Below are 25,508 nucleotides of genomic sequence, written 5' to 3' on the forward strand. Positions count from 1 at the left end.
CCTTGCCTACCACTTCGCTCTATGAAAAAGATCTTGCTCGTTGCCCTGCTGGCTCTCGGCGCCTACCTGCCTTCCCAAGCGCAAAACCCCATTATCCGCGGCGTATTCACGGCCGATCCGGCGCCGCTGGTGTACCACGATACGCTGTTCCTGTACACCGGCCACGACACGGCCTCGGTGCAGGAAACCAACTACAAGATGCCCGACTGGCGCGTGTACTCCACTACCGACATGGTGCACTGGAAGGATTACGGCACCCGTCTTTCGCCTCGCACCTTTGCCTGGGCCACTGGCGATGCCTACGCGGCGCAGTGCGTGTACCACAAGGGCAAGTTCTACTGGTTTGTGTCCACGTTTCATAAGAAGGACGACAACAGCCAGGGCGGCGCGGCCATTGGGGTAGCGGTGTCGGACCGCCCCACGGGGCCGTTCAAGGATGCCATTGGCAAAGCGCTTATTGTCAATGAAATGACCAAGGACAAGCCCCACGCCTGGGACGACATCGACCCTACCGTGTTCATCGACGACGATGGCCAAGCCTACCTGTACTGGGGTAACTTAAGCTGCCGCTACGTGAAGCTCAAGGACAACCTGACGGAGCTGGCTGGCCCCATCACGGTGCTGAACATCAAGAACTACATCGAAGGCCCCTGGGTGTACAAGCGCAAGAAGCTCTACTACCTGGTGTACGCCAGCGCCGGTACCAAACCCGAAATGATTGAGTACTGCACCGCCCCCACGGCCACCGGCCCCTGGACCTACCGCGGCATCATCCAGCAAAACGTGCCCAACAGCTTCACCACGCACCCCGGCATCATCGACTACAAGGGCAAGAGCTACTTCTTCTACCACAACGGGGCCCTGCCCACCGGCGGCAGCTACCGCCGCTCTATCTGTGTGGATGAAATGCACTACAACAAGGACGGCTCCATCCAACCCATCGTGCAGACGACGCAGGGAGTAGGGCCCGTGAAGTAAGATGCTGGGCCGAAGCGCAGAACATGCCTAAACAATAAGGGCTGCCAACAAGAGGTAGGATTCTGGTAGTCCGCGTGTGGGGTAGGCGGCTAGTGCTGGCAGGGCTGCGGATCCACCTTGTTGATCATGCGGAAGCGCATGAACTTGCGCAACAACGACGGGCTCTTATGTAATAGCTCGTCGTTGGGTGAGGCTGTGGCTAGCGCAAACGTGCGGTGCTGCCCGTTGCGGACGTACTCCACGCGCGCGGGCCGCACATCGGCTATCCGGTTTTTGAGCTGAAAAAACGTTATCAGCTTGCCTTCGTCGGCAATGTGCTGCAGCTCCGTATCCGACGAGGCTATTACCTCGATCATGTCTCTTTGAAAACCAAATACTTGCGCCTTTACGGGGATAAATAAGTGGTTGGTAATGCCACCTTCTGTGCGCAGATTGGAAAACATGGCAAACGAAGACTCCGTTTTCAGGCCGATATAAGGACTGATGCCATTCAGAAAAACCAGCAAGGGAAACAGCAAAAATAGCGCGTGCGGGAGCGAAAAAGTGCGGGTAGGAAAATACTGCCGGGCCTTGTATAGCGAAAGCAACAGCAGCAGGATATATAAAAAACTATACGCGCCCCACACCAACCGAAAATAATCGGTAGATACTTTGGTTACTACTTTGATGCTTCCAATAAATACAGCAAAAACAAGTATCCAAAATGCACCATGTGAGAAAGAAAAATTTGAAAATCGCTGCTTTATTATGTGCCAGATGGAAAATGAATTACTGCGGAATTGACGAAGGGTAGAAATGAACGTATAACTAGTAAATAGAAAATAGACAGCAAAAATCATGGATGAGAAATCATAAAATCCATTATAAGAATTGAACGCAATAACGCAGTGAAAAACAAGCCCGACAACCAGACCAATAGTGCGCGTTTGCCTGAAAATAAGCAGCACCGGAATCAGGGTTTCGATGACAAGCGTTAGGTAGATATTTGCCAGGATAAACGCGGGCGAAGAGGGTAGGAGGGCTTCTGCGTGCTGGGCCTTATACAACATAGCTGCGCAACTGGCACTAGGCGAGAGAAAGGCCCAGTTGAGCTTGTGCAATACCACGAAGAAGTAAAGAATCAGCAGCTCCAGGCGCACGGCCGGCGCAAAAGCACGCAGCAACGCCCCACGGTCTACCGACAGCCGCCGCTCCTTAAACGCCGTCCAGACCAATGCCTGTAGAATGGTGAGGTTCACGAAGGTGGTAAACAACCAGTGGTTGCTGATGTCGGGCAGTCGGGAAAATACCTCGTATAGCTGCAGGCCAATGAGCGCCAACAGCCGCACGATAGAGGAGGGCTTAGCAAGTACCGCCAACGCTGCCAACGTCAGCAACAGATAATGCAGCTGAGTGGTATATAGCCGCGACTGCGCCATATGAAACAACGTAGCAATGGCCCACAACGCGCAGAATACGGCGTAGCGTGTGGTGTCGGCCGCGGCGGCATCGGCGGCCGAGGGATGGGTTGCAGCAGGCGCTGCAGAGTGCCGGCCGGCTAGCGGCGGTACGGTGCTGGTGATGGAAGGCATGCCAGAGTAGCGTTATATCATGCAGAGGAAATATAGATTCAATTAGGCAGCCGGTGCTGGCGGATAATACAGCGCGGAAAAAGGGTTGGCACAAGGCGTTTTATAGGGGTCGTAAATACCTTGGTACCGCACGATTTTACGCTCATCCATGCGGTTCTGAAAAAAATCAGTTGATAATAGATACAGTGTAGTGATAGTGCGGACCAGCTGCGACTGATCGGAATTTATATTCAGCATATAATAGCCACGCATTTTCACATGCGCAAAGGCCGACCGGCTCGATCCTTCCTGTTGGTAATAATCCAGAACAAACTGCTCGACGCCTTTTCTGTCCAGATCCAGAAAATGAAACTGATGCAGGATAATGCCGGCCGTGGCCTCGTTGAGTGACACGGCGTAGGCGCCAAGGCTAGGGAGCACCACGGCAGCAGCAGCGCCAAGCCCGGCTATTTTCAGGAATTTGCGGCGGAACATACCCAATTAGGTTGCAGAGTGGCTGGAAGGGAAAGACTGATCGGCGGCCAGGAGCGACAAGGCCGAGAGCGTGAGGGTAGGGTTGGCGGGGGTGTAGGTAGTGAAGCTGCTGGCCCCCAGCACAAACAGGTTGCGGTACTGATGATGGCGCAAGTGCTTGTCTACCACGCTGTCCTGCGTGCTGGTGCCCATACGGGCCGTGCCCAGGATGTGCGCCTCGGTAGCATACGGGTCGTTGTAAATAATTTTCTCGACGGGTAGGCAGGACAGGATTTCTGGTAGTTGCTGCTTCATGCGCTCGATGCCGCGCAGAGCGTAGTCGGAGGGGCCGCCGAAGAACACGGCAGGCTGCAGCACATCGTCGGAGGTGGTTACGTAGTTTGCGGGGGTAGGCAGGTCTTCAAATACCATCCGGAAGCTGGCCATCTGGCGCCATTTGCCGCTTTCGGGGCGGAAGAAGGGGGCATTGCTGGACTCAATCAGGCAGGCGGCCGCCTCCCGGCGATGGTCGCCGTCGTAGAGCATGTAGCCGTTGGCATTCACCCAAGTGCTACCCCCCACGTTCTCCAGGTTGTCGAGGTACACATGTGCCTGCAAGCCCAACTGCTCGCCCAGGCCTTGCCCAGTGAAGGCGTTGGTATCGCCGGAGTTGAGCAGAATGTTGGCGTTGAACAGGGCATTGGCTCCCAGCGCCACCACCTCGCCGGCCACGTGGTAGTCGCGGTTGTCGCGGCGGAAGCTCACCTTGCGTACCCGGTCCTGCACCAGCTCCAGGCCGTAGACCTGCGCCCCGGTCAGCAGCTCCACGCGCGGGTCCTCGTACACCCCCATGTTGGAGTTGTCGATGGTGAATTTGGCATTCACCGGGCACACGCTGCACACGCCGCTGGCGCAGCAGGGGTTGCGGCCATTCGTGGCCACGCGGGCGCGGGCCGTGGGCTGATTAATATACAGGTTGCCGTATTTCTGGTGCAGGCGCTTGTCGACTTCCGTGAACAGATGCGGCGGCTGCGCATAGGCTTTCTTGCGGGGAAACGGCGTGTCGGCTGGCCCAGAAACCGCCATAATGTCTTCTACCTGCTCATAATAAGGGTCTAGCTCCTCATAGTGCACGGGCCAGTCGTTGCCCACGCCATAGAGCGTTTTCATCCGAAAATCGTTGGGTAGGAACCGGGGCGTGCAGGCATACCAGCAGTGCGAGCTGCCCCCGAACCCTACCGTAAACATCCAGTCCTTACGGGGCTGCTTGTTCACGAACGTACTGCGCCAATCGGGGTTTTGGCCGGTATAAGCGGTCTGCTCGCCCCGTTTCTCCTTCACCCGTTCGGCCCAGGGCACGGGGTAGCCGCGCTCCAGTACTAAAATTTTTTCTGTAGCGGGACGCTTTGCAAGATATTGATACAGAAAAAACGTGGAGGCGAATCCCGTCCCCACCACGATTAGGTCGTACGCGGTGTGCTTCATGTGCTACTGGCTAGTAGCAGTAAAGTAAAGCACTTTATTGCTTTTATAATAAAGTATATAAGAAAAATAATAAATTTTTAACGTTCCCTGAGTACAATTCTAGTCTGATACTTCAGAAATTGTATAACAGAGGGAGTTGTTAAGGTAAATAGTTAAGCAGCTGCGTTATCAAGCGCCTTGCACTGCGTGCCACAGCCAAGCAAAAAATACAAACAAGCCCCACGCCAGCAGTCCGAATACTGCTAGTAATCCAATTAGCACCACTGCAATGAGACCTTTGCCGCTGCCTTGGTATTTGCCCTCCACGTAGTGCTCCCGTAGCAAGCGCACGTTCCGGTCGTTGGCTTTATAGGCGAAGTCGAAGATGTTGCCGAGGATAGGGCTGGCGCCTATTATGGTATCCAGGAGCACATTTAAAATCATGCGCACCACCACGCTACCTTTGGCGCCGTGGCGCATCATGGTCAGAATCAGCACGGCCGAGATGGCAAAGCTCGACAGGTCGCCCACAACGGGTAGCAGGCCCAGCACGGGGTCGAGGCCGAAGCGGAAACGGGTGCCGGGCAGCCGGAACTGACTGTCCATCAGCCGGGAGACGCGCGCTACCCATACGAGGCGGTCATCTTCAACAAGTATAGGTGTGCGGGGCGAAGTAGGGGTAGTGGGCATGGCAGTGGTGAAATGATAAGCCGGTGAGTGGTGAGTAATGAAAAAATGAAGGGCGCCAGTTGTGCTGAGCATGCGAAGGACCTTTGCACGCTCAGCACAACTGGCTTTTGTCAACTCACCATCTCACACAGTCACTTTTTGGTAGGCAACAGATCAATCCAGCCATCTTCGCTGACGACGATGGCCAGGCAGGGGTACTGGCTAGACTCTACGTAGCGCAAGGCCGAGTTGTAGCGCGAGCCGCGCGAAGAGTCGCCCTTGGCCGTGGCCAGACCGTCGAGAATTGCCCCAATACCGTAGCAGGTGCCGGCCGGGTCGATGAGCACGGCCCCGTCGATATTGGTAACCAGGCGCAGCAGACCGGGCGTCATCAGGCGGGGCGCCACTTGAAAGCACTGCCGCGTAAGGCGGGCCGCTTCCTGCGCCGCGCCTTCCGAAATCAATAGAATAGTGCCGTTGGATTGCGTAGTGGCCTTCTGCGTGAGCAGCCAGAGTCGGTCTACACCCTCGGTTTCCAGATGCGGAAACACAAGTTGCACTACGCGCCCAAAGTTGTCCTGGGCCACGGTGCCCTGGGGTAGGCGGGGCGTGTTCGATACCACCCGCATCATTACGTTGCCGTCGTGGCTCAGCTCCCAGCTGTAGTGGCGGGTGAAGTGCACCGTGAACACCGGCTCGTACTGCGGGTCGTTGGTGTCTACGAGGTAGCCCAAGCCAAACACGTCGGTGGCGTCGCTCACCAGTGAGGCGCGGTCTTCGCTCATTTCCAATAGCTTGCGAATAGAGCGATGGTCGCGCAGCGGAATGGGGGCGTCCAGCGTCAGCACGGGTTTGATGGCCGGGTGGTGGCGCCGCCCTACCAGCATGGTGCCCACGCCCTCGTCGCCCTCGTGGCGTAGGGCAGCCACGCCGTTGCAGGCATCGTAGAGACCGTGGGTGCCGGCGGCGGCGCGCAGCATAAAGCGGCGCCCGGCGGCGCGCAGCACCTCGTTGTAGTCGCGGTCGAGGATGGGGTGGTCCTCGTCGTTTTCGGTTTCGCGCAGGGCACGGCCGCAGTCGTGCAAAAACTCCTGCACCACAGCATCGAGCAAGGAGTTGGCTCTTCCGCCCGGCACCGGCGGCAGGATGTAATAGCTGTGGTAGGCCTCAGAGGATAGCTGCAGCACCACAAACACCAAATACCCGTGCACGTTGATGGGGGCCGAGCAGAAGTTTACCCGGTTTTCTTGCTGCTGCTCCACCAATTCCGTGAGTGTGTGCTCGGTGGAGCGGCGGAGCAGCTCATACCAACGGGCTTTTTCATACCGGTCGTGGTCGAGGGGATGCAGGTGGTAGACCACTTCGCGGGGCCCCTCGGGCTCCAGGGAAGCCGCGTATTCTTTCACCCCGGCAAAGTAATTGGGGGCATAGCGGTGCTTGGCAGGTTCTACCACAATGGCGCCGGGGTCGTCGGCCTCCTTGGCAGAGGCCAGACCCAGCAGCAGCACTTCGGGCTTCAGGTTACGGTCGAGTAGATTGAAAACGCCATCGGCCGAAAGCTGGGCCGAGACGCGAAATAAGCTTTGATGTTCCCACATAGGGTAGGGCGGGTCGGGAGAGAATAGGAAGTATACGGAAAAAGTGGCCCAATAGTCGGACGCGGCGCCCTAAAGCCGCGTACCAGTTAGTTTGGGAAACGCCGGGGTATCTTGTATCTTCGGTGCAGAAGTCGTCCACCGTTACCCCCGCCCGTATGCTGGTTGATTTACTGCTAGGTGGTCTATGTGCCCTGATGTTCCTACCCCTTACCACGGGGTATTGCGCCTATAGCTACGGGCGTTCGTTCTGGCTGTGGTTTGCCCTGGGCTGCTTCCTTCCCATTGTTTCCTTCTTCGTGCTATTCGCTCTCATTGCTCGCCGCCAGCTCAACCCCGGCCAGCAGCTCGTCGACGAAGCCAAGCAAATCCTGGCACAAGCGGCGGTGAAGAAGTGAAATGGTGAGATGGTGAAATAGTGAGTTTAAAAAAGGGTGTCATCCTGAGCTTGCGAAGGACCTTCTCACGTGAGAACGACAAACGTAACAACGACTCGTTCTACGGGCATAAGGCCCTTCGCAAGCTCAGGATGACACCCTTTTTTAAACTCACTATTTCACCATCTCACCACTCAAAAACTCCCCTATCCCCCGTGCGGCCCAGGCGCCGGTGCTGAAGCAGCCTTGTAGCAGATAGCCGCCGGTGGGGGCTTCCCAGTCCAGCATCTCGCCGGCCACGAAGGTGCCGGGCTTATGGCGCAGCATCAGGTGCTCGTCTACGGCTTCCCAAGCCACACCCCCGGCGGTGCTGATGGCCTCGTCGAGCGGGCGCAAGCCGGTGACGGGTAAGGGTAGGGCAGTGAGCAGGGAAAAAAGGCCATCGGGAGTAGTAGGCAGCGGGCCGGCCGGGGCCAGCTCGCGTAGCAGGGTAGGCACGGGCGGCCCCAGGCGCAGTGTCTTGCTCAGAAACGAAGCCAACGACGCGCCGGCGGGCCGGCGAGCTAGGTGCTGGCGCAGCTGCGCATCGGGCAGGTCGGGTTTGAGGTGCAGGTGCAGCAGGGCCGGTTCACCGGTGGCTAGGGCGGCGCGCAGGTAGGAGGTGAGGGCGTACACGGGCGTGCCCTCCACGCCGTAGTCGGTGAGCAGCAGCTCGCCGCGCACCGTGTGGGTGCCGCAGCGCAGGGCAATGTTCTTGAGTGGCTGGCGCCCTACCTTCTCCCGAAAAAAAGCCGACCACGCCACCTCCGCCCCGCAGTTGGCCGGTGCAAAAGGCACGCACTCTACCCCGGCTGCCTGGAGCAGGGGTAGCCAGCGGCCATCGGAGCCGGTTTTGGCCCAACTGGCACCGCCCAGGGTCAGCAGGGTAGCAGCGGGCCGAATGACAAATTCCTCACCCGTCGCCTCGCGGCGCAGGCGGTGCGTGCCGGGCTCGGGACCAAAGCCCAGCCAGCGGTGGCGCGTGTGCAACTGCACGCCTAGTGCCCGCAGCCGGTCCAGCCAGGCCCGCAGCACGTGGGCGGGCTTGTGATTGGGGGTAGGAAACACGCGCCCGCTGGTGCCCACAAACGTATCGATGCCCAACTCGGCCAGCAGGCGGCGCAGGGCATCGGGCGAGAATTGGTGCAGATAGCGCGCAAACTCGGGGTGGCGCGCGCCGTAGCGGGCGGCAAAGGCGGCCGTTGGCTCGCTGTTGCTGAGGTTGAAGCCGCCGTGGCCGGCCACCAGAAACTTGCGCCCCACGGTGGCCTGCGCTTCGTAAAGAGCCACGGCGTGGCCGGCTTCGGCCAACTGCCAAGCGGCCAGCAGGCCGGCGGGGCCGCCCCCTATAATGGCAACGGTAGCGGGCATGGGTACGGGTAACTTGTCAGAACTATCCGGGAGCAAGCCGGTTTACGGGTGCAAGATACGGTAGGCAGCAGGCTATATCGTGAGTGTACGCGAAATAGCGTAAGTTTCGGCTTTGCGGCCCCGATTGCCGTATAGGCAGCTACTGTTGGCTTTACTTTTCTGTATGGGTTCATACACTATTCTGATTGGCTTAAGTATAGCCGTCATTCTTTCTTACCTGTTCAACCTGGCCGCCCGGGCCACCAAAATTCCGTCGGTGCTGATGTTGCTGCTCACAGGCATTGCCCTGAAGCAGGTAGCCGAGTACACCGATTTTGGACTGGGCATTCCGAAGGTCGTGCTGGAGATATTTGGCATTATCGGGCTGATTATGATTGTGCTGGAAGGCGCACTGGACCTCAAGCTCAGCCGCGACAAAGCCCCCCTGATCCGGCGCTCTTTTATTGCGGCGGCTATTATGCTGGTGGTGCAATCGGTGGCCATTGCCTGGCTGTTGCAGCTGTACGTGGGGGCGCCGTTTCAGAGCTGTCTGATTAATGCCGTGCCGCTGGCCGTGGTGAGTAGCGCGGTGGCCATTCCAAGCGTGGCTAGCCTAGTGGGTGAGAAACAGGAGTTTATCATCTACGAAAGCACGTTTTCTGACATCATCGGCATCTTGTTTTTCAACTTTGCCATTCAGGACAACTTCGCGCAGGGCGCCTCTATTCTCACCTTCTCGCGCGACGTTATTGCGGTGCTCATTGTGGCGGTGGTCAGCACGGCGGTACTCACGTTTCTGCTCTCGCGCATCACGCTGCACATCAAGTTCTTCCTGATCTTCGCCTTCCTGATTCTGCTCTACAGCCTGGCCAAGGAGTTGCACCTGTCGTCGCTGGTGCTGGTGCTGGCCTTTGGCCTGGCCGTCAACAATGCCGAGCTGTTCCTGAAGGGTAAGCTGCGCGAATGGTTTCACCCCGAGCGCCTGGCCAACGACCTGCACCAGTTCAAGAACATCACCGGCGAGTCGGCTTTTCTGATCCGGACGTTCTTTTTCCTTCTGTTCGGCTTTTCCATCAACCTCAACAGCATCATCAATATCACGCTGCTGGAGCAGGGCCTCCTCATCGTAGCCATCCTCACCCTGATTCGCTACATCTTCCTGCGCTACGTAGCTAAAACTGACTTGATGCCAGAGCTTTTTATTGCACCCAAGGGACTGATTACCATTCTGTTATTCTATAGTATTCCGCCCCAGCACTTCATTGGCGAAGTCAGCGAAAGTATCCTGTTCGTCGTTATCCTCCTCACTGGTGTGCTGATGATGGTTGGGCTGCTGATTACGCCCAAACAGCCGGAGCTAGGAGAATATTGAATGGTGAAGTTGTGAATAGAAATACGCGTGTCATCCTGAGCGCAGCGAAGGACCTTATGACGTGAGAACGAATAGCGTGGCAACGACTTGTTCTGGCGTGATAAGGTCCTTCACTGCGCTCAGGATGACAGCATTTTTTTAACTCACCATTTCACCATCTCATTATCTCACCACTCAGTCCACCTCGCGGAGGAGCTGGCGGCGGTAGCCGGCCAGGATGGAGGCGCGCAGGATGAAGCCCATGTAGCGGCCCTCGGAGCTGAGTACGGGGAGGGCGTAGGCGTCGTGGTCTTCCAGCAGGTGCAGCGTGTCGAGGATGCTGTCGGAGGCGTGGATGATGGCGGCGGGGTCGCGCATCAGCTCGTGCACGTGGGTGGTGGTGTAGTGCTCGTCGTCGAAAAGGGCGTCGCGCACCGAATCGAGCGACACCACGCCGAGCAGGTGGTTGTCTTTGTCGAGCACCGGAAAGATGTTGCGGGTGGCGTGGCGGAACACGTTCACCAGCTCGCCCAGGGTATCGTCGGGGTGCACGGGGATAAAGTCGGTTTGCAAGAGGGCGCGCAGGTCCAGTTGCGAGAGCAGGCCCCGGTCGCGGTCTTGGTGCATCACCACGCCCTGCTTTACCAGCTTACGCGTGTATACGGAGTAGGGCTCGAAGTACTTGGCTACCAGGTAGGAGCATGAGGTCACCACCATCAACGGCACAAACAGCGCGTAGCCACCCGTGATTTCAGCAATGAGGAAGATGGCCGAGAGGGGAGCGTGCACTACCCCGGCCAGCATACCGGCCATGCCCAAGGCAATGAAGTGCACCTCCGGTACCGGGTGCACGCCGCTCATGTTCAGGAAGCGGGCGTATACGAAGCCTGCCATAGCGCCCACAAACAGCGAGGAACCGAACATGCCCCCGTTGCCGCCTGCCCCGAAGGTGAAGGTGGTAGCGAATACCTTAAACAACACGCTACCAATGGCTACAGCCAAGATCAGCCACACGCTTTGGTCGCCGTACACTGAGAATAGCGAGCCGTCGATGATGCGCTCGGGGTGGCCGTTGAGCAGGAACTGCACCATCTCGTAGCCCTCGCCGTAGAGCGGCGGGAAGATGAACACCAGAATGCCCAGCAGCGTGCCGCCCATCAGCACCTTCCGAAACGTGCCGGTTTGCTTTTCCCAGAACTTATCGGCCATGAAGTACACCCGGATCATGTACACCGACAGCAAGGCCGTGAACAACGCCAGCATGAGGTAGTAGGGAATGGCCTCTACAGGCCAGCTGGTGGTAATCAGCACGAACGGCTGGCCCGCGTACAGGGCTTTCGACACCACGGTGGCCGTAGCTGAGGAAATCAGCAGCGGAATGAAAAACGGCGCCGACAGCTCCGACAGAATGGCTTCCACGGCAAATAGCACGCCCGCAATAGGGCTGTTGAAGATGGCCGCCACGCCCGCCGCCGCGCCGCACCCTACCAACAAGCGCCGCTCGCGCCGCCCAATGTGCAGCAGCCGCGCCATGTTGGAGCCAATGGCCGCGCCGGTCACAGAAATAGGAGCTTCGGTACCCGCCGAGCCGCCAAACGTGACGGTGAAAAAGGCCGTGACCATCTGGGAATACAGCTTGCTGCGCGGGATGATGCTACCCTGCCGCGAGATATTATAGATGATGGGCGTGATGCCCCGGCTAAGCGTGCCCCCCAGAAACCAGCGCGTAAATAGCACCGACAGCGAAATACCAATGATGGGGTAGAGCGAACGGGCAAAGACCACGTACTGTTCGGGCACCCACTCAAAAATCAGATGCTGGGAAAAATGAATGGAGTTTTTGAGCACTACCGCCGCCAGACCCGCCAGAATGCCCACCAGAATGCTGAGAATGATAAGATAAAGCCGGTCGTTGATATGGCGCACGCGCCACAGCAAGAGCGGCCGCAGCAATCGGTGCAGACGACTTTTAGGCATGGAAACAGAAAAAAAGAAACAAAGTCCTCAATAAGTGCAAAGGACACGAAAAGCCGGCAATATCCGCGCCGCAAGGTGAAAGCCGCGTGAAATAATACGAGAATGAGTTAGAGAATCAGCTGCTTCCGGCCAAAACGCGTTATTTCACTACTCACTACTCACTACTCACTACTCACTACTCACTACTCGCTACTCACTACTCACTACTGCGTGGCATTGGGTAGGGTGTAGCCGGCTTGCTGCAAGGCGGTGCGGGTTTCTTGCATCAGGTTGCTTTTCAGCTCCAGCACCACGCGGCGGTAGTCCTCGGAGAACGTCCAGAAGTACACGCGCAGGTCGACGGTGGTGCCGGTGGCTTTTTCCTGTAGCACGTAGGGCGTGCGCGGCTCCTGGCGTTGCACGCCCTCAGTATTTTGTACTTGTTTGAGGATGAGGGCCATTACCTTTTCGGGGCTGGCGTCCTGGCCGTAGTCCACGCTGAGCAGGAAGTCCTGGCGGATGCTGCCGTCGCGGGTGAAGTTGGTGAGGGGTTCCTTCAGTACCACCGAGTTGGGTAGGTAGATGTGCTTGCCGTCGAAGGTTTTGATGATGGTAGTGCGCAGGTTCAGGGCTTCTACGTGGCCCTGCAATCCCTTCACTTCCACGGTGTCATGAATCTGGAAAGGCCGATTGAAGGCCAGAATTACGCCCGCCAGAAAGTTCTCGGCAATATCTTTGAACGCAAAGCCCACAATAAACGCCGACAGTCCCGCCGCGCTCAGGAGCCCCGTTACTACCCCCGAGAAGCCAATGATTTGCAGGGCCAGCAGAAAGCCCGCCAGCACCAGTACCCACTTGCTGAACTGAATCAGGAAATCGGCCAGCAGCAGGTCGTCGGAATGGTTGCGCACCCGCGCGCCCAGCAGCTTGCTGGCACGGTTGGCTACTACCAGGGCCACCGCTACGATAACCAGTGCAATAATGAGTTTGGGGGTTAGATACAGGAACTGTTTCCAATAGGTGGCCAGTACCCGTTGCATATCATGCAGCATAAAAGGCAGGGAAGAGTAACTACACAAAAAGCCCCGACCAGCGGGGCAGAGACACTATGTACTCTACGCGGGGTCGGGGCAATGTGTTAGGCAGAACAGTAACCCTACCTGGTTTTGAACTGCTGAATGGCGCGGCGCGTGAAGTCAGACAGCACAAGTCGTCCGCTGATGGCGGCCCGCTCGGCCAGGAGCGCATCCCAGTGCTCGGTGCCGGCCCAAAGCACTTGCTTCAGCTCCGCCAGCGCCTCGGGGTTATAGGCAACCAGCGTGGCGGCAAAATCAGCCACGGCCGCATCCAGTGCCTCAATGGAGTCGGTGAGGGTAGCGTACAGGCCTTTCTCCTGGGCCCATTCGGCGCTGCGGAACTCGGTGGCATCCAGAGCTAACTGCGCAAAGGCGGCAGTCCCGATCTTACGCTCCACGGCCGGCCCCACCACAAACGGCCCGATGCCGATAATCAGCTCGCTCAGCTTCACGGCGGCCTGGGTGGTGGCAAAGCAGTAGTCAGTAGAGGCCGCCACGCCTACCCCGCCGCCGATGGCCTTGCCCTGTACCCGCCCGATGATAATTTTGGGGCATGTCCGGCAGGCGTTTATCACCTTGGCAAAGCCTGAGAAAAACGTCAGTCCCTGCGCTTCGTCCTGGATAGCTATTAGCTCGTCGAAGCTGGCGCCGGCGCAGAAGGTCCGGTCGCCTTCGCTCCTTAGGATGATGACTTTCGTAGCGGGGTCTTGCCCGGCGGTGGTAATAGCTTCGGCTAGCTGCGTGAGCAGGGCGCCGGGTAGGGAGTTGTGACTGGGATGGAAAAAGGAAATGGTGCTGATGCCCTGGGCATCGGTGGTGGCTGCTACTTGGCCGGCGGTGAGCGTATCGTTCATGGGGAGTTTCTCGCAGAGGTTCGCGGAGAGTTTGCGCAGAGGTACGCAGTGGCCGACTTCCGCGAACCTCTGCGGAAAGCCTCTGCGTACCTCTGCGAGAAATCTAGTCTTGGTTTTTCTTTTTCACCATGGTCAAAATCGTCGCCACGGCCACGGTTTCGTCGGTTTCGTCGGTCACGGTAACCAGCCAGCGCACAATGCCCTTGGCCACGTTGTCGGCGTCGCGCTTTTCCTGGGCTATTTTTTCCTTCACGGTGAGCTGCACGCCGATGGTGGTGCCGGGGTAGACGGGCTTGGTGAAGCGGCATTCATCCAGGCCATAGTTCAGCAATACGGGACCCTTGCGCGGGTCCACAAACATGCCGGCGGCTTTGCTTAGGATGTAGTAGCCGTGCGCCACCCGGCCCGTGAAGAGCGTGCCTTCCAGGGAAGTAGCGTCCACGTGGGCGTAGAAATTGTCGCCGGATACCTGGGCGAAGTTGGTGATGTCGGCCTCCGTGACGGTGTGGCGGTGGGTGGTGTACGTCTGCCCGATTTCCAGCTCCTCGAAGTAGTGCTGAAACGGGTGCTTGTCGCGCTCCACCTGCTTGGCTTTGGGCTGATACACGTCCGTAATGGCCGTAATCATCGATGGCGACCCTTGAATAGCCACGCGCTGCATGAAGTGCTCTACGCCCCGGATGCCGCCCATTTCCTGCCCGCCGCCGGCCCTACCCGGTCCGCCGTGGATGAGCAGGGGTAGGGGCGAGCCGTGCCCGGTGCTCTCCTTCGCCATTTCCTCGTTCAGGACCAGAATGCGGCCGTGGTGGGTGGCCGCACCCAGCAAAAATTCCTGGGCCACACCTGGGTCGTTGGTCGCCACAGAGCACACCAAGGAGCCTTTGCCCAGGTTAGCCAACGCAATGGCCTCGTCCACATCATGGTAGGGCATGAGGGTAGCCACCGGCCCGAAGGCCTCTACCTCATGCGTATCCATGAACCGGAACGGTTCGGGGTTCAGCAGCACAATGGGCGACACAAACGCGCCTACCTGGCAGTCGCCCCCTACCACGGCCACCTGGTCCAGGTCGCCGTACACGATGGGCGTGTGCTGGGCCAAGCGCTGCACCTGCTCGCGCAGGCGTTGCACCTGCGCCCGGCCGGCCAGCGCGCCCATGCGCACACCCTCGGCCAGCGGGTGCCCAATGGTGGTCTGGGCCAGGGCTTTACCCAAGGCAATCTGCACGTCTTCCACCAGATTTTCGGGCACCACAATGCGACGAATGGCGGTGCATTTCTGCCCGGTTTTGGCCGTCATCTCGCGGCGTACCTCCTTGATAAATAGATCAAACTCCGGGGTGCCCGGCGTGGCGTCGGGACCGAGCACGGCGGCGTTCAGCGAGTCGGCCTCCATCGTAAACGGCACAGCTTCCTGGATGATGCGTGGATGCGCCCGCAGCTTGCGCCCGGTTTCAGCCGAGCCCGTAAACGTGACTACATCCTGATAATTCACGTGGTCGAGAATACCTTCGCCCGAGCCGCAGACCAGCTGCAACGCGCCTTCGGGTAGGATGTTGGAGGCGATAATCTCGCGCACCACGGCCTCGGTGAGGTAGGCGGTAGGCACGGCGGGCTTCACAATGGCGGGCATCCCGGCCAGCAGGTTCACGGCAATCTTCTCCAGCATCCCCCACACAGGAAAATTGTAGGCGTTGATGTGCACCGCCACGCCCTCCTTGGGCACCAGCAAATGGTGCCCGATGAAGTTGCCGCCTTTCGACAGCGCAATCGGGTCCGACTCCACGTAAAATGGCTTGTCGGGGAATTTGCGGCGCAGCGAGGCGTTGGCAAACAGGTTGCCGATGCCGCCCTCAATGTCGATCCAGCTGTCGGCGCGGGTGGCGCCGGAGCGGTAGCTCAGGGTGTAGAAATCTTCCTTTTTGCTGTCGAGGTGAAAAGCTAGCGCCTTCAGCATACGGCCCCGCTCGTGGAAGGTCATCTTGCGCAGGGCCTTGTTGCCGGTGCAGCGGGCGTAGTCGAGCATAGCGGCGTAGTCGAGGCCTTCGCCGTTGGCAATGGCTACTACCTCGCCGGTGCTGGCGTCGTACAGTTCCTGCTGCTCGCCGGTGCCGGGCATCCAGCGGCCGAGGACATAGTTTTCGAGTAGGGTAGGCATGGGTGGGAGTGGTAAGATGGATTTCTCGCGGAGGTCTTTACTAGTGGCTTACGCACTCGCTCGGCTGTGCCGAGTGAGCACTGCGCTCCAGCAGCTATGCTGCGCGCGTCTGTTTCGTCTGCTCTACCTTGGGTAGCGTCATTCAAATGGCGCGGACGGATTCGGGGCGGAGCCCCTCAAGCGTAGGCCTCACTCGGCACAGCCGAGCGAGTGCAGAGTGCGGTTTACTTATGCACGGTTGTCGGCACTAGCTTTTTCAACCTGAAAAAAACTTTGCCCTGCTTGCGCCAAGCGGCGCAGCAGCGGACTGGCGCGGTAGCGTTCCTCGTGGTACTCGTGATAGAGTTCGTCGAGCATTTGTAACACCTGCGGCAGACCCAGCGCATCGGCCCAGGCCAGCAGGCCTTTGGGGTAGTTCACGCCAGTGGTCATAGCGGTTTCCAGGTCGGCGGCCGAGGCTACGCGCAGGTACAGAGCGTCGGCGGCCTCGTTGATGAGTATGGCCAGGATGCGGTGCAGGATGCGTTGGCCCAGGGCATCATTGGTGGTAGGCGCGGGGGTAGGGGCGCCGGGCACGTAGTCGTAGAAGCCGCGGCCCGACTTACGACCCAGGTAGCCAGCTTCCAGCAGCCGTTTTTGGGTGAGCGAGGGGCGGTAGCGCGGGTCGTAGTAAAAGGCAGTCCACACCGATTCCGTCACGCGGTAGTTCACGTCGTGCCCGATGAAATCCATGAGCGCAAACGGCCCCATGCGGAAGCCACCCAGCTCCGTCATGGCCCAGTCGATGGTGGCGGCGTCGGCTACACCTTCTTCCAGCAGCCGGATGGCCTCACCGTAGAACGGCCGCGCCACGCGGTTCACGATGAAGCCCGGCGTATCCTGCACCAGCACCGGGCGCTTGCCCCAACGCTGCACCAGTGCGTGCACCTCCTCGGCCAGACCGGGGCGGGTTTGCACGGCCGGCACCACTTCCACCAGCTGCATCAGCGGCGCCGGATTAAAAAAGTGAATCCCCACAAACCGCTCCGGCCGTTGGCACGCCGCGGCAATAGAGGTAATCGACAAAGAAGACGTGTTGGTAGCCAGCACGCAATTGGCACTCACCACGCGCTCTACCGCCTGAAACACCTGCTGCTTCGCGGCCAGATTTTCCACAATGGCCTCTAGCACCAAGCCGCAATTCGCAAAGTCCTGCTGGTTTTCAGTGAATTGGATACGGGCGAAGGCCGCCACGGCATCTTCTGCCGTCAGCTTGCCTTTCTCGGCTAGCTTATCCAGGCTCTGCCGGATGCGTTGGGCCGCTTGTTGCAGGGCCGCCTGGTGTTGGTCGAGCAGCCACACGGGGTGCCCGGCAGTGGCTGCTACTTGCGCAATGCCCGCACCCATCGCGCCGCTGCCGATTATGCCAATGGTCATGGTTTGTTGGTTGTTTTATTTCAGATGATTGGTATCGAAAAGCCCGTCATGCTGAGCCTGTCGAAGCATCTCGCGTGCTGGTGAAAGGTAGTATCTCACGTCAGCACGCGAGATGCTTCGACAGGCTCAGCATGACGGGCTTTTAGCATAACGGAATCACTCAACACCCTTTAAACACCGGCTGGCGCTTTTCCATGAAGGCCGCTACGCCTTCCTGATAGTCGGCGGTGTGGCCGGCGCGGAGCTGGTAGTCGGCCTCGGCGCGGAGTTGCTGGGTGAGGTCGTTGGTGGCGCTGAGGTTCAGCAACTGCTTGGTGTAGGCGAGGGCGCGGGTGGGTAGGGCGGCCAGCTTCTGGGCGATTTTGGCGACTTCGTCGTCAAACATATCATCAGCAAACGCTTTGTAAATCATGCCCATCTGCACGGCTTCGGCGGCGCCTACCTTGTCGCCGAGTAGCATGAGAGCTGAGGCGCGCTGCTGCCCCACTAGGCGGGGTAGGAAATACGTGCCGCCGCTATCCGGTATCAACCCTATCTTGCTGAATGCCTGAATAAAGGACGCCGATTCCTTGGCCACTACCACGTCGCAAGCCAGGGCCAGGTTGGCACCCGCGCCGGCTGCCACGCCGTTCACGGCCGCCACCACGGGCTTCTCCAGGTTCCGAATCAGTTCTACAATGGGGTTGTAGTGCCGCTCCACAATCTCCGACACCTCGGGGCGGTCCGGCCCGGTGATTTCCGCCAGGTCCTGCCCGGCGCAGAAAGCCCGGCCGGTGCCCGTGAGCACCACAGCGCGCACGCTTTCGTCTTGCTGGCAGGCTTGCAACTGCTCCTGCAAGGCCAGCGCCAGCGGCTTATGGATGCTGTTGAACAGGTCGGGGCGGTTGAGGCGCAACGTGGCTACGCCGGCGTCGAGGGAGAGATGGAGAGAGTTTTCAGACATAAGCAGAAGAATTCAGAAGAAGATCAGGCGTGACATTTGAAGTAATCGAACGGCTCGCGGCAGTCGTCGCACTGGTAGAGGGCTTTGCAGGCCGTGGAGCCAAACTGGCTGACCAGGTGCGTGTTATCGGACTTGCACAGCGGGCAGCGCACGGCCGTATCAGCCCCAAACAGGTTGAGCAGGTGGCCCGTGGCGGTGCCGTCTACGGGCGGGGCAATGCCATATTCCTCCAGCTTCTGGCGGCCGGCGGCACTCATCCAATCGGTGGTCCAGGCGGGGCGCAGCTGGGTACGGATGGTTACGTTGGAATACCCCTCGGCCAACAGCCGCAGCCGGATGTCGGTGGCAATGGTGTTCATAGCCGGGCAACCCGAGTAGGTAGGCGTGATGGTGATGCTCACTTGGTCGCCCTCAACGGCCACGCCGCGCACAATGCCCAAATCCAAGATGCTCAGCACCGGCACCTCCGGGTCCGATACCTCTTCCAGCAACTGCCAGATATTGTTGGCTATTAGCTGTTGGCTGTTAGCTATTAGCTTTTGGGTTTCGGCTATTGGTTTGTGCATTGATCGGATTCCATCGAAAAGCTATCAGCTAATAGCCAATAGCTAACAGCTAAAAGATTACCAGGTCATGCCGGGGTAGGCGCGTTGCATGTACTGCAACTCAGCCAGCAAGTAACCCAGGTGCTCGGAGTGGCGGCCTAGCTTGCCGCCCTGCTGCATCACCACGCCCTCGGGCAGGGGTAGGGTGGCGTCCGCAAATACGCGGGCGGTATGTGCCTGCATGGCGGGCAGCAGAGAGGCATAATCGGGGAGGAGACCGGCGGTTTGGAGGGTCTGCTCGGCGGGGGTAGGAGTGGTCAGCTCGTCGGCGTAGCGCCAGAGGGTACGCAGGGCTTTTTCCAGGCGCTGGCGGCTTTCCTCGGTGCCGTCACCCAGCCGAATCATCCATTCTGAGCTCCATTTCAAATGATAGGCGGCTTCCTTCACCGACTTTTCGGCAATAGCGGCCAGCCGCTCATCGGGCTTATGCTGAAGCTGTTGCAGCAAATGGTAATGAAAGTTGTCGAAGAGGAACTGCCGCACAATGGTGTGGGCAAAGTCGCCGTTGGGCTGCTCCACCAGTAAGGGGTTGCGGTACTCAGTAGCTGGGCGCAAGAAAGCCAGGTCGTCCTCGGTGCGGCCCTGGCCTTCCAGCTCAGCGGCGTACTGGTAGAGGCTGCGGGTTTCGCCCAGCAAATCCAGCGCAATGTTGGCCAGCGCCAAGTCCTGCTCCAGCACCGGCCCATGCCCGCACCACTCCGACAAGCGGTGACCCAGCACCAAGCTTGTATCGGCTAGCTGCACCAGATAGGTCAGCAGGGCCACGTGCACCTCAGGCGGATACGTGGGTAGGGCTTGGGTAGAAGTCGAAACAGGCTGCATAACCAACAGATTTACATGTGCTTAATAGAATCCGGTACCTCGAAAAAGGTAGGGTGCCGATACACCTTATCCGCCGCCGGATCGAAAAAGGCCGCCGCATCGTCGGGGTTGGAGGCGTGGATGTGGCGCGACTCCACCACCCAGATGCTCACGCCTTCGAGGCGGCGCGTGTACACGTCGCGGGCGTTTTGCATGGCCATGGCGGCGTCGGCGGCGTGCAGGCTACCCACGTGCTTGTGGTCGAGGCCCTGCTTGCTGCGGATGAAAACTTCCCACAGGGGCCATTCTTGTTGGGTCATGTTATTAAGCTCTTAGCTAATGGCTGATAGCTGTTAGCCACGTGTGGTAAATCAAAAACGACAGAGCTAGTAGCTAATAGCCATCAGCTAACAGCTTTTTCTGCTCGTTTCCTGGCGTGGGCCAGGGCGGCTTCGCGCACCCAGGCGCCGTCTTCGTGGGCCTGCACGCGGGCTTGCAGCCGGTCGTGGTTGCAGAGGCCGTTGCCTTTCACCACCTGCCAGAACTCGTCCCAATTCACTTCGCCGAAATCGTAGGCCTTCTTGTCTTCGTTCCAATGCAGGTCTTTATCAGGCACCTGCAGGCCCAGAAACTCGGCCTGGGGCACCATCATATCCACGAATTTCTGGCGCAGCTCGTCGTTGGTGAAGCGCTTGATGCGCCACTGCATGGAGCGCTCGGTGTTGGGCGAGTCCTCGTCCTTCGGCCCGAACATCATCAGGGTAGGCCACCACCAGCGGTTGAAGGCTTCCTGAGCCATGGCTTTTTGCTCGGGCGCACCCTCACACAAGGTCTGCATAATCTCGAAGCCCTGGCGCTGGTGGAAACTCTCCTCCTTGCACACGCGCACCATGGCGCGGGCATAGGGGCCATACGACGTGCGGCACAGCGGCACCTGGTTCAGAATGGCCGCGCCATCTACCAGCCAGCCCACGCAGCCAATATCGGCCCAGCTGAGGGTGGGGTAGTTGAAAATGCTGGAATACTTGGCTTTGCCTGAGTGCAGGTCGGCCAGCATTTGGTCGCGGGAGGCACCCAGGGTTTCGGCGGCCGAGTAGAGGTAGAGGCCGTGACCGGCTTCGTCCTGCACCTTCGCTAGTAGAATGGCTTTGCGCTTCAGAGAGGGCGCCCGCGTAATCCAGTTGCCCTCCGGCAGCATGCCCACCAGCTCAGAATGCGCGTGCTGGGAAATCTGCCGAATCAGGGTTTTACGGTAGGCATCGGGCATCCAGTCCTTGGGCTCAATGCGCTCATCGGCGTCGATGCGGGCCTGAAACTGTTCTTCCTGGGTGAGTTCTAGCGTTTCCATAGTTATTTAACAATGGTTAACTAACATTTGTTAGTTAAAGGTAGGAAAATTGCTGATTTGTCGTTCCGAGCGCAGCGAGGAGTCTGGGACAGTCACTAGATTTCTTCCGAGTCAAACCCGGATTTCTCGCTGCGCTCGGAATGACAGCCATAACACCTACTGATCAAAATCTACTCCTACCTCTGCCGAAACCGGCCGGGCTTGGCATGTGAGTACGTAGCCTTTTGCTACTTCAGTATCAGACAGTGAATAGTTTACGTCCATTTCCACTTGGCCGGCCATCACGCGGGCGCGGCAGGTGCTGCACATGCCGTTTTTGCAGGAGTAGGGGGCATCTACGCCGGTAGCCAGCAGCTCGTCTAGGATAGTGTTGCCGTAGTACGACATCGGCAGCACGTGCGTGTGGCCATCGAGCTGCACCGTTACCTGGCTTTGTTGGTCGTTGTGGCCGGGGGGTGGGGTAGGAGCGGCGGTAGCGGGCCGGGGCGCGCTGGTCCCGAACAGCTCGAAATGTACCTTCTCGGGTGCTACACCGGCCTCCGATAAGGCAGCACGCACGTCCTGAATCATCTGCTCGGGGCCGCAGATAAAGCATTCGTCAATCTGCTCGGCGGGTACTAGCTTCGTCAGAAATTGCTGCACCTTCGCTTGGTCGAGGCGGCCGAAGAACAGGTCGGTGTCGCCCTGCTCGCGGCTGAGGACGTGGTAGACGCGCAGGCGCTGCAAGAACATATTCTTCAGCGCTTCAATGGCTTCCTTGAAAATAATGCTGTTGCGGCCCCGGTTGCCGTACACCAGTGTCACGCGACTGTGGGGCTCCGTGCGCAGCACCGTTTTGATGATGCTTAGGATGGGCGTGATGCCGCTGCCCGCCGCAAAGGCCACGTAGTGTAGGGCCTGGGTAGGGAGTAGGGTGGTCGGCCCAAAGCTACCAGCCGGGGGCATCACCTCCACCGTGTCGCCCGCCCGCAACTCGTCTACGGCCAGCTGCGAGAACCGCCCGCCGGGTACTTTCTTCACCGCCACGCGCCATTCTTCGTCCAAAGGGCTGCTACACAGTGAGTAGGAACGCCGCACTTCCTCGCCGCCTACCTCTCGCCGAAACGTGAGGTACTGCCCCGGACGGAACTGAAACGCCGTCCGCAGCTCGGCGGGCACATCCAGCGTGAGGGCCACGCAGTCGGGCGTTTCGCGGGTGATGTGCTTGATAGTAAGGGTATGAAAGCGGGGCATTTTGTTAACTTTTTTTGATCTGTCATCCTGAGCTTGCGAAGGACCCTCTCACAGCAAAACGACCGACATAACAACGACCCGTTCTTGCGTGACAAGGTCCTTCGCAAGCTCAGGATGACAATGCATAGTAAGCTGACTCACAACTCACTTCGCCAATCCATGCAGCAGAATCGTCATGATATTTTCCTCCAGCTCCTCGGGTGTCACGTTGCGGCCGGGGCGGTACCACAGCTCCACCCAGCGCACCGCCGACAGGATGGTGAACAGCGCCACTGACACGTTGACGGCGTGCAGCTCACCGGCTGCTATGCCCTGCTCAATGAGCGCAGCAAAGCCTTTCTCGTAGCGTTTGCGGGCGGTTTTGAAGGCTTCCAGCGTGTCGCCGGTGAGGTACTTCCAGTCGTTGTTGCCCACGGATACGGCCGCGCCGTCCTCTATCATGAGCTGAATATGACGGCCAACCAACGCCCGGATTTTTTCCACGTACGTGGCTGCCATCTGCTCTACCTCCGTGAGCTGCCGGATGTAAGTGTCCGATATGTGAAAGCAAATCAGCTCCAGAATCTCGTCTTTCGAGCGGATGTGGTTGTACATACTAGCGGCTTCCATCCCTACCTGGGCGGCCAGGTCGCGCATGGAGGTGCCGCCAAAACCCTTCAGCTTAAATAGCTTAGCCGCTTCATCCAGAATCAGCTGGCGCTTGGCGGAGTTCGTTCGTTTGCTCATGCAACGAGGCGGAGATAGTAACTACGTAGAACCAGTGCTGCTTGCGCAGCGGCCCAAAGATAACTCAACTAACAAACATTAGTTGTTAAAGTTGGCGTGAAGTAGAGACGCATATTTGCGTCTTGTCGTTGAACAACACATATCGGCATCGTTCTAGTAAACAACATCAGCAACGACGAGACGCAAGTATGCGTCTCTACATCGTGCATCAATACAAACGCCAACTGCCCGGCTACCCGCGCTTTCAGAAGCAGGGTAGCCGGGCAGTTAGAGCGTACCCCTAAAAACTAGGGGCGGCGGTTGATGGCGTTCAAATCTTCGAACGCGTGCTTAAGACGCTCTACGAAGGTGGTTTCGGCCGAGCGCAGCCACACGCGGGGGTCGTAGTACTTCTTGTTGGGCGAGTCGGCGCCGCTGGGGTTACCGATCTGGCCTTGCAGGTAGCCTTCGTTTTTCACGTAGTAGTCGCGGATGCCCTGCCAGAACGCCCATTGTAGGTCGGTGTCGAGGTTCATCTTCACGGCGCCGTAGCTGATGGCCTCACGGATTTCCTCACGCGAAGAGCCCGAACCGCCGTGGAACACGAAGTTGATGGGCTGCGGGCCGGTGTTGAAGTGCTCCTGCACGTACTCCTGCGAGTTTTTCAGGATGATGGGTTGCAGCTTCACGTTGCCGGGCTTGTACACGCCGTGCACGTTGCCGAAGGCCGCGGCAATGGTGAAGCGCGGGCTCACTTTGCTCAGCTCCTCGTAGGCGTAGGCCACCTCCGAAGGTTGGGTGTAGAGCTTGGAAGAGTCCACGTCGGAGTTGTCGACGCCGTCTTCCTCGCCGCCGGTCACGCCCAGCTCAATTTCCAGGGTCATGCCCAGCTTGTCCATGCGCTCGAGGTAGCGCTTGCAGATTTCGATGTTTTCTTCGATTGGCTCCTCCGACAGATCCAGCATGTGCGAGCTGTAGAGCGGCTGGCCGTGGGTCTGGAAGTGCTTTTCGCCGGCGGCCAGCAGGCCGTCGATCCAAGGTAGGAGCTTTTTGGCAGCGTGGTCGGTGTGCAGAATCACAGGCACATCGTAGAGAGCAGCCATCTGGTGCACGTGCTGCGCGCCCGAAATAGCGCCGGCAATGCTGGCGCGCTGGTCGGAGTTGGACACGTACTTCCCCGCAAAGAACTGCGCGCCGCCGTTCGAGAACTGCACAATCACAGGCGAATTCACTTCGTGGGCGGCTTCCAGCACGCCGTTCACGGTGTTGCTACCCGTCACGTTCACGGCGGGTAGGGCGAAGGCGTTATCCTTGGCGTATTGGAACAACGACTGTACTTCGTCGCCGTGGAGCACACCAGCGCGCAGCTTGGTTAGGGTTTGGTCGGCCATAGGGCAAAATATAGAGGCAATGAAAAAAGAATCTGTGGGAGCGTCAAACCTACGAAAACCGACCGGGAGTTGCTAATAAACCACTCAAACGGCCCATCGGCTGACAATATAGTAACAGCAGATGGGCTCTATCGTTTAAGCAAAATGTCAGTGGGACGTAACAATTTGGTAACGTTCAACGTGTGTCGGGCAGTGGCTGCCGGCTAAAGTGGGGCTAGTGGTGCCCTATACGGCCGCTACGCTGCTGCCTTTTTTCGCTCCGTAATTTGTGTTTATGCGTGCATTTGTATCCCGCAGTCTGGTTGGACTAGCTCTGTGGCTCTCGGTTTTTACGCCTTCGCTGGCCCAGATAACGCCGGCCCCCACGACGCCCATCACGCCGGCCGACACCATCACCCGTCCCTACGAAAACCCCAACGGCATCCCAACGCCGCCCGCCGCGCGGCCGCCCTGGTACAAAGGCAAGCTAGTGCGGGCCAGCATCGTGCCGGCCATTCTGATTACCTACGGCGCCACTACCATCAACGGCAACGGCCTATACAGTAGCTACCAGGCTAACCGCGACATTCACAAGCTGTTCCCTACCTTCCGCACCCGCGCCGATGATATCCTGATCTTTGCGCCCTACCTGGAGCTGGGCGCCGTGCTGCTAGCCGGCGTCGAGTCGCGCGACGATAACCTGAACATCGGACTGGTGATTCTCAAGAGCGAGGCCATTATGCTCAGCAGCGTGTTTGCGCTGAAAAACCTCACCAAAATTCGCCGGCCCGATAATTCCGACATGCTTTCGTTTCCCTCGGGGCACACGGCACAGGCGTTTCTGGCGGCTAGCATCGTGCACAACGAGTTTCGGCACAAAAGCCAGTGGTACGGCATTGGCGCCTACACCATTGCCACCAGTGTGGCGGCGTTGCGCATGATCAACAGCAAGCACTGGCAGAGCGACGTGGTGGCCGGCGCAGGCATCGGCATTTTGTCGGCGCACATTGGCTACCTCACCCACCGCAACCGCTGGGGCCGCAAGCCCATCCTGCCCAAAGGCATGAGCTTTTCGCCTACCTGGCAATACAACGCGCCTGGCTTGGGCATGGTGTGGCAGCTGTGAGATGGTGAGGTGGTGAAATGGTGAGATAGTGAGTAAAAAAACGTGTGTCATCCTGAGCTTGCGAAGGACCTTA

At 58.8% G+C, this 25,508-nt stretch carries 23 protein-coding genes; 4 read left to right on the top strand and 19 right to left on the bottom strand.

What is annotated here, in order from left to right; translation table 11 throughout:
- The first annotated feature begins 21 nt into the window (after positions 1–21).
- Positions 22–978, top strand: a complete 957-nt coding sequence (locus tag H8B15_RS03765; RefSeq protein WP_187318325.1) for a glycoside hydrolase family 43 protein — start codon at positions 22–24, stop codon at positions 976–978.
- An 89-nt stretch (positions 979–1,067) separates the two neighbouring features.
- On the opposite strand, the gene H8B15_RS03770 is transcribed toward H8B15_RS03765, so the two are convergent.
- From H8B15_RS03770 to H8B15_RS03790, 5 genes are all read right to left on the bottom strand, one after another.
- Positions 1,068–2,549 (bottom strand): hypothetical protein, encoded by a 1,482-nt coding sequence (locus H8B15_RS03770; RefSeq protein ID WP_187318326.1) that lies wholly within the window; start codon positions 2,547–2,549, stop codon positions 1,068–1,070.
- Between the two features lie 42 nt (positions 2,550–2,591).
- Complete coding sequence (locus H8B15_RS03775) at positions 2,592–3,023, bottom strand: hypothetical protein (RefSeq protein ID WP_187318327.1); 432 nt, start codon at positions 3,021–3,023, stop codon at positions 2,592–2,594.
- A gap of 6 nt (positions 3,024–3,029) precedes the next feature.
- Positions 3,030–4,487, bottom strand: a complete 1,458-nt coding sequence (locus H8B15_RS03780; protein ID WP_187318328.1) for a GMC oxidoreductase — start codon at positions 4,485–4,487, stop codon at positions 3,030–3,032.
- Positions 4,488–4,655: 168 nt separating this feature from the next.
- Complete coding sequence (locus H8B15_RS03785) at positions 4,656–5,156, bottom strand: DUF4112 domain-containing protein (protein ID WP_187318329.1); 501 nt, start codon at positions 5,154–5,156, stop codon at positions 4,656–4,658.
- A gap of 131 nt (positions 5,157–5,287) precedes the next feature.
- Positions 5,288–6,733 carry a DNA integrity scanning protein DisA nucleotide-binding domain protein gene (locus tag H8B15_RS03790; protein ID WP_187318330.1) on the bottom strand — a complete coding sequence of 482 codons (1,446 nt, stop codon included), beginning with the start codon at positions 6,731–6,733 and terminating at the stop codon, positions 5,288–5,290.
- A 155-nt stretch (positions 6,734–6,888) separates the two neighbouring features.
- On the opposite strand from H8B15_RS03790, the gene H8B15_RS03795 reads away from it, so the two are divergent.
- Complete coding sequence (locus H8B15_RS03795; RefSeq protein WP_187318331.1) at positions 6,889–7,128, top strand: hypothetical protein; 240 nt, start codon at positions 6,889–6,891, stop codon at positions 7,126–7,128.
- Positions 7,129–7,281: 153 nt separating this feature from the next.
- On the opposite strand, the gene H8B15_RS03800 is transcribed toward H8B15_RS03795, so the two are convergent.
- Positions 7,282–8,517 carry a BaiN/RdsA family NAD(P)/FAD-dependent oxidoreductase gene (locus tag H8B15_RS03800; protein ID WP_187318332.1) on the bottom strand — a complete coding sequence of 412 codons (1,236 nt, stop codon included), beginning with the start codon at positions 8,515–8,517 and terminating at the stop codon, positions 7,282–7,284.
- A 163-nt stretch (positions 8,518–8,680) separates the two neighbouring features.
- On the opposite strand from H8B15_RS03800, the gene H8B15_RS03805 reads away from it, so the two are divergent.
- Complete coding sequence (locus H8B15_RS03805; RefSeq protein WP_187318333.1) at positions 8,681–9,868, top strand: cation:proton antiporter domain-containing protein; 1,188 nt, start codon at positions 8,681–8,683, stop codon at positions 9,866–9,868.
- Between the two features lie 174 nt (positions 9,869–10,042).
- Here H8B15_RS03805 and H8B15_RS03810 read toward each other — a convergent pair whose 3' ends face one another.
- The 13 genes from H8B15_RS03810 to fbaA all read right to left on the bottom strand — a co-directional run bounded on the left by H8B15_RS03810 (position 10,043) and on the right by fbaA (position 24,330).
- Complete coding sequence (locus tag H8B15_RS03810) at positions 10,043–11,824, bottom strand: chloride channel protein (RefSeq protein WP_187318334.1); 1,782 nt, start codon at positions 11,822–11,824, stop codon at positions 10,043–10,045.
- Positions 11,825–12,027: 203 nt separating this feature from the next.
- Positions 12,028–12,855, bottom strand: coding sequence for a mechanosensitive ion channel family protein (locus tag H8B15_RS03815; RefSeq protein WP_187318335.1), 828 nt, complete (start codon positions 12,853–12,855; stop codon positions 12,028–12,030).
- Positions 12,856–12,959: 104 nt separating this feature from the next.
- Positions 12,960–13,733, bottom strand: coding sequence for an enoyl-CoA hydratase/isomerase family protein (locus H8B15_RS03820; RefSeq protein ID WP_187318336.1), 774 nt, complete (start codon positions 13,731–13,733; stop codon positions 12,960–12,962).
- A 103-nt stretch (positions 13,734–13,836) separates the two neighbouring features.
- Positions 13,837–15,888, bottom strand: a complete 2,052-nt coding sequence (gene paaZ / locus H8B15_RS03825; RefSeq protein ID WP_187318337.1) for a phenylacetic acid degradation bifunctional protein PaaZ — start codon at positions 15,886–15,888, stop codon at positions 13,837–13,839.
- A gap of 228 nt (positions 15,889–16,116) precedes the next feature.
- Positions 16,117–17,304, bottom strand: a complete 1,188-nt coding sequence (locus H8B15_RS03830; protein WP_187318338.1) for a 3-hydroxyacyl-CoA dehydrogenase NAD-binding domain-containing protein — start codon at positions 17,302–17,304, stop codon at positions 16,117–16,119.
- Positions 17,305–17,464: 160 nt separating this feature from the next.
- Complete coding sequence (locus H8B15_RS03835) at positions 17,465–18,247, bottom strand: enoyl-CoA hydratase-related protein (protein ID WP_187318339.1); 783 nt, start codon at positions 18,245–18,247, stop codon at positions 17,465–17,467.
- A 23-nt stretch (positions 18,248–18,270) separates the two neighbouring features.
- Complete coding sequence (gene paaD, locus H8B15_RS03840; RefSeq protein WP_187318340.1) at positions 18,271–18,813, bottom strand: 1,2-phenylacetyl-CoA epoxidase subunit PaaD; 543 nt, start codon at positions 18,811–18,813, stop codon at positions 18,271–18,273.
- Between the two features lie 57 nt (positions 18,814–18,870).
- Positions 18,871–19,674: a 1,2-phenylacetyl-CoA epoxidase subunit PaaC gene (paaC, locus tag H8B15_RS03845; RefSeq protein ID WP_187318341.1), complete on the bottom strand. Its 804-nt coding sequence runs from the start codon at positions 19,672–19,674 to the stop codon at positions 18,871–18,873.
- An 11-nt stretch (positions 19,675–19,685) separates the two neighbouring features.
- Positions 19,686–19,973 (bottom strand): 1,2-phenylacetyl-CoA epoxidase subunit PaaB, encoded by a 288-nt coding sequence (gene paaB / locus H8B15_RS03850; RefSeq protein ID WP_187318342.1) that lies wholly within the window; start codon positions 19,971–19,973, stop codon positions 19,686–19,688.
- Positions 19,974–20,056: 83 nt separating this feature from the next.
- Positions 20,057–21,001, bottom strand: a complete 945-nt coding sequence (paaA, locus tag H8B15_RS03855; protein ID WP_187318343.1) for a 1,2-phenylacetyl-CoA epoxidase subunit PaaA — start codon at positions 20,999–21,001, stop codon at positions 20,057–20,059.
- A 156-nt stretch (positions 21,002–21,157) separates the two neighbouring features.
- The gene (gene paaE, locus H8B15_RS03860; RefSeq protein ID WP_187318344.1) at positions 21,158–22,234 is read right to left on the bottom strand and encodes a 1,2-phenylacetyl-CoA epoxidase subunit PaaE; all 1,077 of its coding nucleotides are present in this window, start codon (positions 22,232–22,234) and stop codon (positions 21,158–21,160) included.
- 144 nt (positions 22,235–22,378) lie between these two features.
- The gene (locus H8B15_RS03865) at positions 22,379–22,960 is read right to left on the bottom strand and encodes a TetR/AcrR family transcriptional regulator (protein ID WP_187318345.1); all 582 of its coding nucleotides are present in this window, start codon (positions 22,958–22,960) and stop codon (positions 22,379–22,381) included.
- A gap of 287 nt (positions 22,961–23,247) precedes the next feature.
- Entirely contained in the window at positions 23,248–24,330 is a 1,083-nt protein-coding gene (gene fbaA / locus H8B15_RS03870) for a class II fructose-bisphosphate aldolase (protein ID WP_187318346.1), read from the bottom strand.
- 274 nt (positions 24,331–24,604) lie between these two features.
- On the opposite strand from fbaA, the gene H8B15_RS03875 reads away from it, so the two are divergent.
- On the top strand, positions 24,605–25,435 hold the full coding sequence (locus H8B15_RS03875) for a phosphatase PAP2 family protein (RefSeq protein ID WP_187318347.1): 831 nt from the start codon (positions 24,605–24,607) through the stop codon (positions 25,433–25,435).
- Positions 25,436–25,508 lie beyond the last annotated feature (73 nt).

Source organism: Hymenobacter citatus (genome assembly GCF_014333615.1).
Taxonomy (GTDB): Bacteria; Bacteroidota; Bacteroidia; order Cytophagales; family Hymenobacteraceae; genus Hymenobacter; species Hymenobacter citatus.